Raw genomic sequence first — 12764 nt, 5'->3', positions numbered from 1 at the left:
CGTCTTCGCCGACGTGGACAACGACATGACGATCGCCCAGGAGGAGATCTTCGGCCCGGTGCTGTCGATCATCGAGGTCGGCGACGAGGCGGAGGCGCTGACGGTCGCCAACGACTCGCCGTTCGGGCTGACCGCCTGCGTCTGGACCAACGACCTCTCCCGTGCACACACCGTCGCCGACCGACTGGACTACGGAATGGTCATGGTCAACGAGACGCCGAACACCTGGCCCCAGACTCCCTTCGGCGGCACCAAGCAGAGCGGCCACGGCCGCGCGCAGGGCGAGGAAGCCATCGACTCCTACACCGAAGTCAAGAACGTCCACGTCAACCTAGAGTAGACCGTCACCGGGAACGAGGGAGGGTCTGGCGGGGCGCTTGCGGCGTCGACGCCGTCGTCCGGCGGGTCCCGACGGAACCAGCAGCCGAAGATGTCTGCGGCGGGGAGACTCGTCGGCGTACGATTTGTCGAGGGCGGCGTCCGGACTGTCCCCACTCTCGGGCCGTTCCAGTTCCGCTTTCGGACGGAGATCGTCGGAACCGCCGCCCGATTCATATCGCGGCTGGTATCGTCCCCTAGAATGTCAAATTATTATCAGATTAAACGATCGTTACTGTACGGTCAAGCGGGACAGAGATTGCAGGGAGAAGGCCTTCACGGCGGAGCCGGAAGGCGACGCACGAAACCGTGCGTCACTCGAACTTCTTGAACTGCTGGAGACACTCGTTGCAGTAGTGGATGGACTGACACCGGGACGGTCCGCGGGGGTGTTCCCGTTCGGTGTCGGTCGACCCGCAGTACGGGCACTCGGCGCCCGTCAGCTCGCCGCTGGTCGTGACGCTCGGGTCGGGTTCGCTCATCACTCGAAGCTCAGTCCGAACTCGCGTAGCGCTTCCTTGCCCTGTTCGGTGACGAGGTCGATCGACCAGTCGGGCGACCAGACGAGCCGGACCTCGGCGTCGTCGACGCCGTCGACGCTCTCGGCCGCTTGCTCGACGTCGTCCAGGATGAGTTCGCGCGCGGGACAGCCGCTGTAGGTCAGCGTCATGTCGATGGTGACCGACCCGTCGTCGAGTTCCAGCCCGTAGATGAGCCCCAGGTCGACGACGCTGATGGGCATCTCGGGGTCCTCGACGTCGTACAGGGCCGCCCAGACCTCGCGCTCGAGGCCGTCGGCGCCCTCGCCGGTCGCGGGGACGTCGCCCTCGGCGCGGTCTTTCGTGTCGTACTCGGTGTACGAGCACGGTTTCGCGTTCGAATCGGCCCGGGGCCGGTCGTAGTTGCTACTCATCTTCGGCGTCCATGATGCGGGTGGCCTTGTGCCGATCCAGGTTGTGGTACGTCTCCGTCATCTCCTCGTGGAGGTCGTCCCAGTGGTCGGTGTGCTCGTTGTCCCGACCGATCGGCGTCGCCGGGTCGGCGTCCGTCGGCACCTCGAATCCGACGCCGGTGAGGAAGTCGGTGATGCGGTCGGTCCACTCCTCGCGCATCTCCGCCAGCGTCATCGTCCGGACGCCCAGTTCGTCGATGTCCTCCTCGACGTCGCCGGTGGGTTCGAAGATGGTCAGCGCGTACGGGTAGAGCCGATCGATCGCCGCCTGGACGCGCTCGCTGGCGTCGTCGTCGTTCGCCATCCGTTCCAGCCAGCTCTGGGCGTGTTCGACGTGGTAGCCTTCCTCGCCCTGGATCCGGCTGGTCCGGTCGCGGATGACCTTGTAGCTGGACCCCTCGAGCGCCGACAGGCGGACGTCCTCGGCGACGTCGTAGAGGTAGGCGCGGACCACCGCGTCGGCCCAGTCGCCCTCCTCGAAGGGGAGTTCGACCAGCGTGCTGTGCTGGAAGTCCGACGGGTCGCTCTCCCAGAGCAGCGACTCCTCGGAGTAGCCGAACTGCTGGATCGCGTCGTACCACAGGCGGGCGTGGCCCAGTTCGTCCTGCGCGTTGTTCGAGACGGCGAGGTCGGACTCCAGCGTCGGCGCGCGGACCTGCCAGTAGGTGAACCGCTCGGCCTGGATGAACTCGTCGTCGGCCAGGCGGAACAGCTGCGCCTCAACCGCGCGCTGTTCGCGCTCGGTGAGTTCGTCCGGGCCGCCGAGGTCGCTTCCGGTCGCCGCCATCAGACCTCACCTCGCTTGCGCTCGGCCTCGACCTGCTCGCTCTCGGAGGCTTCGACCTCCTCCGCGGCCGGGGTGACGTTGTACGTCTGCGCGAACCGGTAGGACTTGTCCGTCGTCCCGCCGAACGTCACGTGCTCGCCGGTGACCTCGCCGACGTACTGGCTGCGGACGACCCACAGGCTGTGTGGCTCGTCGTCGCCGTGCTCCTCCATCGCGGCGTGTTTGGCCGACTCGGCATCGGTCGCCGAAACGTCGCCACAGTGGGTGTGGTAGTCGCCGGCCTCGTCCTGACGGAACACCTCCCAGTCCGTCTCCGTCCCGTCGACGTCCGTGTCGGTCGTGTCCTCGTCGTAGGAGACGCCGCTGACTTTCTCCTGCGGGGCGACCCACAGCGCGTTCGTCGGCTTGCGCCGGCCGTGCTGGATGACCGAGAACTGCTTTGCCATCTCCCGGTCGGGAGCGTGGACGTTCCCGCAGTGGACGTAGGGCTTGTCCTCGGCTCCCTGGCGGAATACTTCCCAGATCATGGTTAGTCGGCCGCCTGTGGGGTCGGTCCGTCGCCGGTGGTCGTCTGGCTGTCCATCATGTCGCGGACCCACTCGACGGCCTCCTGCGCCCGAGCGCGGCCGTCGATCTGCTGGATGCTGCCGTCGTACTCGTTTTTCGAGACGGTGAAGAACTCGTCCCAGTCGAGATCGTCCTCAACGACCTCGTAGGTGCCGTCGCCGTTGTCGCGGATGCGGGGCTCGTCGGGGATCTCCAGCCCGTACTTCTTCGCTTTGGGCATGTAGGTGTTGAGGAAGGCGTTCCGGAGCGTGTCGTTCGTGGCGGTCTTCAGCCCCACGTCCGCGGCGAAGTCGTGGTGGGTGCTCTGATCGTCGGTCGGACCGAAGAACTGCAGGATGCGCGGCCACCACTCCTCGAAGGCCTCCTGTGTCATCTCTTGTTCCTTCTTGGAGCCACTCATCAGCTCGCGGAGGATGGACTCGCCGTGTTTGACGTGCATCCCCTCCTCGAAACAGATCTTGTCCATCGCGTGGGCGTACGGTTCCCAGCTGGACTTTTTCAGCGTCGCCTGTCGGCGCATCGCCGCGCCGTCGACGAAGAAGGCGATCATCGGGGTCTCGACGTAGCTCTCCATCGGGTAGTGGAAGCAGTTGAGGAACTTCCCGTCGCCGTTCGCCAGGTCGTCGAGCATCTCCTCCCGCGTCTTGATGCCCAGCGACTCGGCGGCCCGGTAGAGCATCTGCCCGTGACCGATTTCGTCCTGGGCCTTCGCGCTGAAGGCCATCTTCCGCTCGAGGCTCGGCGCTTTCCGGATGAACGGACGCTCGAGGTACGCGCCCATGATCTCGCTGTTGGCGTGGAACTCCAGCATGCGCGTCGCAGCTTTGCGGTACTCCTGCGGCATGTCGTCGTTCGGGTTGAACTGCCGCGGACCCGCTTGTTCTTTGACTTCGTCGATGTTCATTGTACACATATAGATAGCGCGGCTCTCCCCTTACTAATTGTGCAGCCTATAGACGGGTTTTATAAATCGGGCCGCAGTATTACGGGTCATGATAGATGAGTGTCTGATGACGGAGTTCCGCATCGAGGGCGACGACTGTCCGCTGGCGGACGCGAGTCGGGCCACGAGCGCGGTCGTCGACGTCGCGCCGCCGCTGATGCGCGACGACGGGAACGTCCTGCTCCGGTTCAGCTCGGCGCCCGACGACGAGCTATCCGACTATCTCGACGAGGACGACCGTATCCGGTATCTCTACCAGTCACACGACGGTGACCGCTACAACTACCGCTGTCTGTCCCTGCACCCCTGCGTCGTCCACGAACTGGTCAGCGCCGGGTTCATGGTCGAGTCGTTGACCTACCAGAACGGCAACGCCATCCTGACCGGGGCCGTGGTCGGTCACGAGGTCATGCGGGCGGTGATGGAAACCGCCGGGGAGACGGTCGGCGTGAAACTGGAGCGGGTCTACGCCCTCCGCGCCGAGGAGGAAAACTCCATCGCCAAGCAGTGGGACCTCACCCCCGCCCAGGAGGAGAGCCTCCGCTACGCCGTCGAGATGGGCTATTTCACCGTCCCGCGGGAAGCGACGGCCGACGACGTCGCCGCCGAGATGGGCATCAGCAAGTCCGCGTTCATCGAACGCCTCCACCGCGCCCAGCACGCCCTGTTCTCACAACTGTTCCCCGAAGGGCACGTCGACGACAACCCTGGGGACGGGGCCGACGACTGACACGTAGCGAGCGGAAGCCCACGGCGGGAACTAAGTGGTCCCCGGACACGTGTACAGTCATGCAAATCGACGACGGACCCGTCCGACGGATCACGTTCGACCGGCCAGACGTGCGGAACGCGATGACGGCCGCCGTCGCCCGCGAACTGGCCGACGCGCTCGCCGACCTCGACCCCGAGGAACACGACGCGGTGGTCATCACCGGCGAGGGCGACGCCTTCAGCGCCGGCGGCGACATCGAGGCGATGGCCGAGCGCGCGGAGACGACGCCGGAGGCCTACGAGCGCGTCCGGACCACTCTCGGCCGCGTCGCCGAGAACGCTCTCTCGGCGCCGGTCCCGATCGTCGCGAAGGTCAACGGCGACGCCGTCGGCGCCGGGATGTCGCTGACGGCTATCTCCGATTTCGCCTACGCCGGCGACTCCGCCCGCTTCGGTGCCACGTTCGTCAACGTCGGTCTCGTGCCGGATATGGGCGCGACGGCGATCCTCCCGCGGCTCATCGGGCTGCGGAAGACGAAGGAACTGGCCTTCACCGGCGACCTCGTCGACGCCAACGAGGCCGCCGAGATGGACCTCGTCAACGAGACGGTGCCCGACGACGATCTCGACGACCGCGTCGCAGATCTCGTCGAGACGCTCCGGAACCGCCCGACCGCGAACATCGGCCTCGCGAAGGAGGCCATCCACGACAACCTCGGCCAGCCGTGGCGCGACGGGCTCCGGCGGGAGGCGCGCCTCCAGTCGATGGCCTACGACACGCCCGCACACGACGAGGGCGTCGATGCGTTTCTGAACGGGCGAAAACCGGATTTCGACTGACTACGGATCGGAGACGTCCTCGGCGTTCTCGGAGCGAATCCCGACGTAGAGACATTCTCTTTTGCGGTGTGTCTTCCTGAAGACCCTCTTACATATCAACCGAAACAACTTGGTTGTTCCCTGCTCTCTATTGAACTGAGAGCATCCATGTCCGATAGCGCGAACAGTGCATCCGAGGTCGCGTACACGCCCGCCGACCGATTCGTCGAGGAGAGCAACGTCGCCGCGTTCATGGCGGAACACGACATCGAGGACTTCGAGGAACTGCACGAGCGGACGGTTCGAGAGGTAGACGGCGAACCCGCATCGGGGCTGGACTGGTTCTGGGACGAGATTATCGAGTACATGGACCTCGACTTCTTCGAGGCGTACGACCAGATCCGGGACGCGTCCGACGGCCCGCAGTTCACCGACTGGTACGTCGGCGGCGAACTCAACGTCGCCCACAACACCGTCGATCGGCACGCGGCCCCCGACTCGGAGACCCGCAACAAGATCGCGACGATCTGGGAAGGCGAGGACGGCGAGGTCCGCGAGATAACCTACCACGAACTCCACCGGCAGACCAACCGCGTCGCCAACGCCCTGGAGGTGCGCGGTATCGAGACCGGGGACACTGTCGGCCTGTACATGCCGATGGTCCCCGAGATCGTTCCCATCCTCTATGGATGTTTCAAGGTCGGCGCCGTCGCCGTCCCCATCTTCTCGGGCTTCGGCGTCGACGCCACCGCCACGCGAATCGAAGACGCCGAGTGCACGGTGCTGTTTACCGGCGACGGCTTCTACCGCCGGGGGAGCGAAGTCGCGCTGAAGGAAAGCGCCGACGAAGCGATCGAGGAAGCGGGCCACGTCGAGCACACCATCGTCTACGATCGGCTCGACTCAACCACCGAGAACCTCCCCTGGCACGACCGCGACGAGTGGTGGACCGACGCCGTCGCCACCCAGGACGACGAGTACGAGACCAAATCGCTGCCCTCCGACCAGGAGTCGATGCTGCTGTACTCGTCGGGAACCACGGGGAAGCCGAAGGGGATCGTCCACACGCACGCCGGCGCGCTGGTTCAGCCGGCCAAGGAGATCTTCTTCTCGTTCGACCACAAGCCCTCCGACCGGTTCTTCTGGGTCAGCGACATCGGCTGGATGATGGGGCCGTGGACGCTGATCGGCAATCACGCCCACGGCGGCACGGTCTTCCTCTACGAGGGCGCCCCCGACCACCCCGACCCCGACCGCTTCTGGGAGATGATCGACGACCACGGCATCACGACGTTCGGCATCTCGCCGACGGCGATTCGGGCGCTGCAGAAACACGGCGACGAGTGGCTGGAGGGCCACGACCTCTCGACGCTGCGCCTGCTCGGGTCGACGGGCGAACCCTGGGACCCCGACTCGTGGCGGTGGTTCCTCGAGAACGTCGGCAACGGCGAGGTTCCCATCATGAACATCTCCGGCGGGACCGAGATCTTCGGCTGTTTCCTCCAGCCGACGCCCCTGCACGCGCTCAAGCCCGGCACCCTGGGCGGGCCGGCGCTGGGGATGGACGTCGACATCGTCGACGCCCAGGGCGACTCCATCGCCGACGACCACGAGAAGGGCTACCTGGTCTGCAAGTCCTCGGCGCCGTCGATGACGAAATCGCTGTGGAGCGGCGACGAGCGCTACCTCGACGAGTACTGGTCGCGGTTCGACGACATGTGGGACCACGGCGACTGGGCCCAGAAGGACGAGGACGGCTTCTGGTTCCTGCACGGCCGCGCCGACGACGTGTTGAACGTCGCGGGGCGGAAAGTCGGCCCGGCGGAGGTCGAGGGCGCACTCATCGACCACGAGGCGGTCAACGCCGCGGTCGCCATCGGCGCCCCCGACGACACCACGGGGACCGCCGTCGTCACCTACGTCATCCTCAACGAGGGCTACGAGGAGTCCGTGGACCTGCGCGACCAACTGCGCGCCCGGGTCGGCGAGGAACTCGGCAAGCCGTTCCGGCCGCGCGAGGTGCTGTTCGTCGACGAGTTCCCGAAGACCCAGTCCGGGAAAATCGTCCGCCGTATCATCCAGAGCGTCTACACGGGCGAAGAGGTGGGTGATCTTTCCAGCATCGAGAACCCCGGCGCCATCGACGAGATTGAAGCGGCGCGGTGATACGAGCATTCGTGGGGACCTCCACTCGTAGGCGTCCGTTCCCGCTGCCGCTCGCACCACCCATTGGACGGGTAGACTTTTGTGGTGGTACCCGCATCCCTACGGTATGAGCGGAGCGCTACCGGGTACGGACGAGAATCGGTTGTTCGATACGCACGCCCACCAGCCCACCAGCGAGTTTCTTCACGACGCCGGCGGCGAAATGATGCAAGATGCGGCCGATCGCTTCGGAACGGACCTGGAAACGTGGGATTACGAGGAGATGATCGACGAGTACCACGAGGCGGGCGTCGGTCGCACCGTCTTGCTGGGGTGGGACGCCGAAACGAACACCGGGAATCCGCCCGTGCCGAACGACTACGTCGCCGAAGTCCGTGACGAGCACCCCGATTTCTTCGTCGGGTTCGGAAGCGTCGACCCCCTGAAAGACGACTGCGTTCGGGAGGCTATCCGATGCGTTGAGGATCTCGATCTCTCGGGGTTCAAGTTCCAGCAGATCGCACAGGGATTCGATCCGTCTGACGACCGCCACGACCATCTCTGGAGCACGATCGAAGATCTCGGCGTCCCCGTCGTGTTCCACGGCGGGAACTCCACGTTGGGCGCCTGCAGTGCCGGCGGGCGCGGTCTCAAGGTCAAGTACGGAAATCCCATGCTCATCGATGACGTCGCGGCTGAGCACCCCGACCTCCAGATTCTCATCGCTCACCCCGCCTACCCGTGGGAAAAGGAACAACTCGCAATCTGCCAGCAGAAGGGCAACGTCTACATGGACCTCTCGGGCTGGATTCCCAAGTACATCGACGACCAGGTGCTTCAGTACGCGGGATCCCTGCTCAAAGACAAGGTGATGTTCGGAACCGATTATCCGATGATCGACCCCGAGACGTGGCTCGACTCGTTTGCGCAGGATACTGACTTCAGCGAAGAGATCCAGCGGAAGATTCTCTTCGAGAACGCCGAGGAATTCTTTGGCATGTAGGAAGTCCCGCTCACACACTCTCAGACATCACATTCGAAGAGCACGACAGCACGATCCTCGACACCGAAGCGGCGTGGTTCGAGAGGCTCTCGGTGTCGGGGTTCTGTAGGGAACCTACCGATACGAGAGGTTGACCTGTAGCTCCCCCGAGATGCCGCGAACGAGATCCGTGAGTTCGTTCTCGATGCGCTCGCCGTCGAGGCGGTTGACGGGGCCCGAAATGCTGATGGCACCGTAGACGTTCCCGGAGTTGTCCTTCAGTGGAGCGCCGACGCCGGTGACCCCCTGGAGGAACTGCTCGGAACCGTACGCTACGCCACGCTCCCGTATCTCCGCGAGTTCTTCCTCGAGGTCGGAACGGGTCTGTCCATTGGCGAGCGGGAAGTCGTAGCCGTCCATGATCTCCGTACGGCGCTGTTCGGGAAGGGTCGCGAGGATCGCTTTCCCGGCAGCTAGCCGGTAGAGGTCGACGTGCTGGCCGATTCGGGCGTTGGTCTGAATGCCGTGGCGTCCTACGGATTCTGCCAAGAACACGGCCATTCCGTTCTCCTCTACGGTCCACCACACTTTTTCTTCAGTCCTGTCGGCGAGCTCGTCGAGTTTCGTCAGCACTTCGTCGGATATCTGCTGGGTCTCGCGGACCATCATTCCGATGTCCAAGAACTGCAGACTGAGCTGGTACTCCTGGGCGTCGTTCTGAACGACGTAGCCTCGATCTTTCAGTGTGGAAAGGTGCACGTGAACAGTGCTCTTCGGCATATCCAGAGTCTCAGCGAGTTCCGTCACACCTGCCGTCGTGTGTTCTTTCAACGCCTCGATGATGTCGAGCACCCGTTCATCGGAGTGCACCGTATTATCGTCTGTCATAGGAAGTGCTTCGGCTGAGGGCAAATAACTTTACTCGTATGCATTCATTGAGATCGAACGTAATCTAATGGCGTTAAATGAATCTTTGCGGTTGCTGGCCGCGGTATACGCCAAGATCTCCCCGTTCTTGTCCGTCCATTCACGTCGAATCTCTCAGGCTTTGTTTGTACACGATCCACCAATATTATCCCCGTCTGGTGATCGATCATGTTTAGTTGGGTGTGAAAAGTAGGATATGATAACTTCATAGTGCTCGTGCCAGAAATCCCTGCCTCAGCGGGCCGGAGACTGAATTCATTTCATGGAATGAGATCGGACACAATGCCGTGCGATGCAGCTCTGGTATCGGTGTTCGTGGCTGAATAATATATTTTACATAATGATAATATTATTTATGGTTAGAATGTCAACAGATCCTCAAAAGTCATCTATGACTCGGTCCAGAAGGTCCAGTACGACGCTTCGACTCGAGTTGCGATCGATCACGCAGTGAGTTCGTTTAACGATCGGCAATTCTGGCTGTACGTCGCTGCGAATCCATAGGCCAACGAAATCCTCAATTTACGGCTATTTTCGCCCGTAGAATCACTCTTTTCCGAGGAGTTCTCAGCCTTCGGCAAAAGTACGATGTCGAATTCCCTGATTTTCTTGCTAATGAGGAATTCCCGACTGTGCTACAACGACTGGACTCTGATTAAGACAGCCCATTATATAATTTAACTTATGTTTAGTACATAGTCTGAAAAGAAAAACGGTAAACCTATCTGTTTCCAAATTGCTCTAATCACGTCGAATCGAGGACCGGTCTGGCTGCAGAATCTCGATCACTGAGACAATTCTCTAAACAGCACTGTCTAGCTACGGAGTGAGCAGGTCGAAGGTGGGTGTTTATGCCACTCAGCGACTCCCTCAGGGAAATTTTAGGTATATAGTATTAATGTAAATATTATAATAACATAAACTTATAGTATACTCTACTCTCTACCTCTATACTGTTCAACGCTGAATCTTGCATAGGATGTTGCATCGATCAATCTACTTCCTCTGACTGTGTCTTGGCCTCTATTTATTCGTCTCTTGAACTGTCCTGACTGCGGCGGCATTCTCTGCAACGTCGTGAACGCGGACAATATCCGCTCCTCGCTCGGCCGCCATCGTTGTAGTCGCGATTGTCGGCGGGAGTCGCTCGTCGATACTGCAGTCGATGCGTTCGAACAGGGACTTGCGAGAATGGCCAACCATGATCGGGCAACCGAGAGCGCGCAGTTCTCCCAGTCTGTCGACTAACTCGAAACACTCTGCGGTAGACTTCCCGAAGCCGAGTCCGGGGTCGACGATGATCTGCTCACGATCGAGTCCCGCCTGTTCGGCAAGTCGTACTCGGTCATCGAGTTCGTGCGTGATGTCCTCGACGACATCGTCGTATGTTGGTGTCCGGTCTGGATTGACAGGTACATCTACGCTGTGCATGACGACGACCGGCGCGTCGTGGTCCGCAGCGACGAACCGCATATCTGGATCCGCCAGTCCGGAGACGTCGTTGATTATGTCTGCACCCGCCTCCAAAGCAGCGTCTGCGACGGCAGCCCGTCTCGTATCAACGGAGATCGACACGTCTGTATCGGCGATACGTTCGATAATCGGGACTACGCGGTCGATTTCCTCGTCGACCGAGACCGGGTCGGCACCCGGCCGAGTGCTCTCCCCCCCGATATCGATGATGTCCGCACCCGAGGTGATCATTTCGTCGACTCGTCGGACGGTATCCTCCATCTTCTCGTACTGGCCACCGTCGTAGAAACTATCCGGTGTGACATTCAGGATACCCATGATCGCCGTATCGGCGTCCCATGGATATCGGTCGGCTGCCCCACCTTCGCTGATGACCTTCCTGACTCGTTCCGAAACGTACGAAAGCCCCAGATCACTGTTTTGTATCGTATCAGCCAGCTGTTCGTACTGAGCGACAGTACCGGACAGAATGACGGATACGAGTCTCTCGGGAGAATCGTCCTCCGAGATGACACTCGTTCCGCCGATGGATTGCATCGTTTGGTGTAGAGATTCCGCCTGTGCTTCGTGTAACTGAGTCTTGAACGTGTAGGTGACGGTGTCCTTAGCGACGTGGTCAGCGACTCCCTCTTGAACGTGCATTTCGGAGAGAACAGAGCGCGCAGCATCAAGCGTGTCCGTCTGTTTCGGGATCTGGAGTCGCATCCGTCGGTCCCGGACTTCGGCAACGACGTACAGTGACCCGGTAATCAGCACGCAGTCTGTGTCGTCTGCCGAGTCGAGCGCGCGTTCGACCGCCGTCTGGACCGTTTCGTCCTGCTCGACCTGCGCTGCGCGCGTCTCGAACGCGCCCGCGAGCGTCTCGAGCGATGCGGCCCGATTCACGTCCGGTTGACAGAGGCGAACCACGTCTGACTCGGGAAGCTGTGCCGCCATCCGCGCGTGATCCTTCTCCTTCATCGCGCCGAACACGAGCTGTAGCCCGTCGAATTCGTATCGATCGACGAGGTCGGCGATCGTCGCACACGCTGCTGGGTTGTGAGCGCCGTCGAGGATCACCAGCGGCTCCGTCGACATGACCTCAAACCGGCCCGGCCAGTGAACGTTGCGGAGGCCGCGTTCGATCGTCGCGGGATCGACGTTCGCCACCTGGCGGGCGAGTGTTGCCGCAATGCCGGCGTTGGTCGCTTGGTGTTGGCCGAGCAGCGGAAGCGTTGTTGCGACATCCCAGTCCGGGCCGATTATCGATACAGTTGTTTCGACCTGCGAGGCCATTTCTTCCTCCCGGGCGATAACGTTAGCCTCCGTTTTGCCCACGGTCACGACCTCCGTTTCGTCCCGGATCGCGTCAAGCGCTTCGCCGTTCGCACTCGTCACGAGCCGTTCTCCGTCTGGAGCCACCTGTGCTTTGTCGTGGGCAATCTCTTCGACCGTTTCGCCGAGGACGTCGGTGTGTTCGAGGCTTACGTTCGTGACGGCACTAGCCACTGGATCGACGACGCTCGTCGCGTCATGGCGACCGCCGATACCGACTTCGAGGACCACAACGTCGACGTTTTCGCTCGCAAAATGCTGCAACGCGAGGACGGTCAGTACCTCGAAGTACGTGGGCCGGTCGTCGCCGCGGAGTCGGGAAATGTGGGGCTCGATCTCCTCGACGAACGACCGAATGCGTTCTTTCGGAACTTTCCGCCCGTTGACCCGGATCCGCTCGCGAAAGCTGTTGAGCTCCGGCGAGGTGTACAACCCGACGTCGAGGCCTGCTTCGCGCAGCACCCGCTCGAGCATCACCGCCGTACTCCCTTTACCGTTCGATCCCGCTATCTGAACACAGTCGACTCCCTCGTGTGGATTCCCGAGGACGGACAGCATTCTGGCGGTCGTCTCCGTGCCGAGCTTCGGGCGAGAGCGGTCCAGACTCTCTAGGTAGTCGGCTGCCTCGTGGTACTCCATATCAAATAGAGTGACCGGTAGCGATATTAATGTGTTGTCCCGTCCCGTCGCGAGAGACGCCCTCTTGTGCCGGGGCCCCGACGCAGGACGGGAAACCGTCTACTCTTTTGTCTCGGGATCGATCCTG

The 12764-nt window shown here is 62.0% G+C and carries 12 protein-coding genes and 1 pseudogene; 5 read left to right on the top strand and 8 right to left on the bottom strand.

The window, feature by feature from the left end; translation table 11 throughout:
• Window positions 1–340 (top strand): aldehyde dehydrogenase family protein (locus tag ABDZ81_RS17510; RefSeq protein ID WP_343775735.1); only part of this gene is annotated, 340 nt, incomplete at its 5' end.
• A 352-nt stretch (window positions 341–692) separates the two neighbouring features.
• Here ABDZ81_RS17510 and paaE read toward each other — a convergent pair.
• The 6 genes and pseudogenes from paaE to ABDZ81_RS17485 form a co-directional block, all read right to left on the bottom strand.
• The gene (paaE, locus tag ABDZ81_RS17505; protein WP_343775732.1) at window positions 693–860 is read right to left on the bottom strand and encodes a 1,2-phenylacetyl-CoA epoxidase subunit PaaE; all 168 of its coding nucleotides are present in this window, start codon (window positions 858–860) and stop codon (window positions 693–695) included.
• Window positions 860–1291, bottom strand: a complete 432-nt coding sequence (gene paaD / locus ABDZ81_RS17500; protein WP_343775729.1) for a 1,2-phenylacetyl-CoA epoxidase subunit PaaD — start codon at window positions 1289–1291, stop codon at window positions 860–862. The genes paaE and paaD overlap by 1 nt, the downstream gene beginning before the upstream one ends.
• Window positions 1284–2117 carry a 1,2-phenylacetyl-CoA epoxidase subunit PaaC gene (gene paaC / locus ABDZ81_RS17495; RefSeq protein WP_343775727.1) on the bottom strand — a complete coding sequence of 278 codons (834 nt, stop codon included), beginning with the start codon at window positions 2115–2117 and terminating at the stop codon, window positions 1284–1286. Before paaC ends, paaD begins: the two co-directional genes overlap by 8 nt.
• Complete coding sequence (locus tag ABDZ81_RS18185; protein ID WP_425541921.1) at window positions 2117–2416, bottom strand: 1,2-phenylacetyl-CoA epoxidase subunit PaaB; 300 nt, start codon at window positions 2414–2416, stop codon at window positions 2117–2119. Before ABDZ81_RS18185 ends, paaC begins: the two co-directional genes overlap by 1 nt.
• Window positions 2417–2461: 45 nt before the next feature.
• Window positions 2462–2644, bottom strand: a pseudogene (locus ABDZ81_RS18180) (PacF protein); the annotation flags it as partial.
• A gap of 2 nt (window positions 2645–2646) precedes the next feature.
• Window positions 2647–3588, bottom strand: coding sequence for a Phenylacetic acid catabolic protein (locus ABDZ81_RS17485; protein ID WP_343775722.1), 942 nt, complete (start codon window positions 3586–3588; stop codon window positions 2647–2649).
• A 106-nt stretch (window positions 3589–3694) separates the two neighbouring features.
• Here ABDZ81_RS17485 and ABDZ81_RS17480 point away from each other — a divergent pair, with 106 nt between their 5' ends.
• The 4 genes from ABDZ81_RS17480 to ABDZ81_RS17465 all read left to right on the top strand — a co-directional run bounded on the left by ABDZ81_RS17480 (window position 3695) and on the right by ABDZ81_RS17465 (window position 8305).
• Window positions 3695–4357, top strand: coding sequence for a helix-turn-helix domain-containing protein (locus tag ABDZ81_RS17480; RefSeq protein WP_343776037.1), 663 nt, complete (start codon window positions 3695–3697; stop codon window positions 4355–4357).
• 59 nt (window positions 4358–4416) lie between these two features.
• Entirely contained in the window at window positions 4417–5178 is a 762-nt protein-coding gene (locus tag ABDZ81_RS17475) for an enoyl-CoA hydratase/isomerase family protein (protein WP_343775719.1), read from the top strand.
• Between the two features lie 147 nt (window positions 5179–5325).
• A complete protein-coding gene (locus ABDZ81_RS17470) occupies window positions 5326–7323 on the top strand; it encodes an AMP-binding protein (RefSeq protein WP_343775716.1) in 1998 nt (665 codons plus the stop codon).
• A 106-nt stretch (window positions 7324–7429) separates the two neighbouring features.
• Window positions 7430–8305: an amidohydrolase family protein gene (locus ABDZ81_RS17465; RefSeq protein WP_343776034.1), complete on the top strand. Its 876-nt coding sequence runs from the start codon at window positions 7430–7432 to the stop codon at window positions 8303–8305.
• Between the two features lie 114 nt (window positions 8306–8419).
• Here the strand turns inward: ABDZ81_RS17465 and ABDZ81_RS17460 are convergent, their stop codons facing one another.
• On the bottom strand, window positions 8420–9172 hold the full coding sequence (locus ABDZ81_RS17460) for an IclR family transcriptional regulator (RefSeq protein ID WP_343775713.1): 753 nt from the start codon (window positions 9170–9172) through the stop codon (window positions 8420–8422).
• A gap of 1062 nt (window positions 9173–10234) precedes the next feature.
• Window positions 10235–12637, bottom strand: a complete 2403-nt coding sequence (gene folP, locus ABDZ81_RS17455; RefSeq protein ID WP_343775710.1) for a dihydropteroate synthase — start codon at window positions 12635–12637, stop codon at window positions 10235–10237.
• Between the last annotated feature and the right edge of the window lie 127 nt (window positions 12638–12764).

It is taken from the genome of Natronoarchaeum mannanilyticum (genome assembly GCF_039522665.1).
Classification (GTDB): Archaea; Halobacteriota; Halobacteria; order Halobacteriales; family Natronoarchaeaceae; genus Natronoarchaeum; species Natronoarchaeum mannanilyticum.
This window is presented reverse-complemented; position numbering and strand designations above follow the sequence as displayed.

Bases quoted from the DNA above. Each gene is read 5' to 3' on its own strand.
- ABDZ81_RS17460 (WP_343775713.1), bottom strand. From the start codon at position 9,172: ATGACAGACGATAATACGGTGCACTCCGATGAACGGGTGCTCGACATC.
- ABDZ81_RS17480 (WP_343776037.1), top strand. From the start codon at position 3,695: ATGACGGAGTTCCGCATCGAGGGCGACGACTGTCCGCTGGCGGACGCG.
- ABDZ81_RS17470 (WP_343775716.1), top strand. From the start codon at position 5,326: ATGTCCGATAGCGCGAACAGTGCATCCGAGGTCGCGTACACGCCCGCC.
- folP (WP_343775710.1), bottom strand. From the start codon at position 12,637: ATGGAGTACCACGAGGCAGCCGACTACCTAGAGAGTCTGGACCGCTCT.
- ABDZ81_RS17475 (WP_343775719.1), top strand. From the start codon at position 4,417: ATGCAAATCGACGACGGACCCGTCCGACGGATCACGTTCGACCGGCCA.
- ABDZ81_RS17485 (WP_343775722.1), bottom strand. From the start codon at position 3,588: ATGAACATCGACGAAGTCAAAGAACAAGCGGGTCCGCGGCAGTTCAAC.
- ABDZ81_RS17465 (WP_343776034.1), top strand. From the start codon at position 7,430: ATGAGCGGAGCGCTACCGGGTACGGACGAGAATCGGTTGTTCGATACG.
- paaD (WP_343775729.1), bottom strand. From the start codon at position 1,291: ATGAGTAGCAACTACGACCGGCCCCGGGCCGATTCGAACGCGAAACCG.
- paaE (WP_343775732.1), bottom strand. From the start codon at position 860: ATGAGCGAACCCGACCCGAGCGTCACGACCAGCGGCGAGCTGACGGGC.
- paaC (WP_343775727.1), bottom strand. From the start codon at position 2,117: ATGGCGGCGACCGGAAGCGACCTCGGCGGCCCGGACGAACTCACCGAG.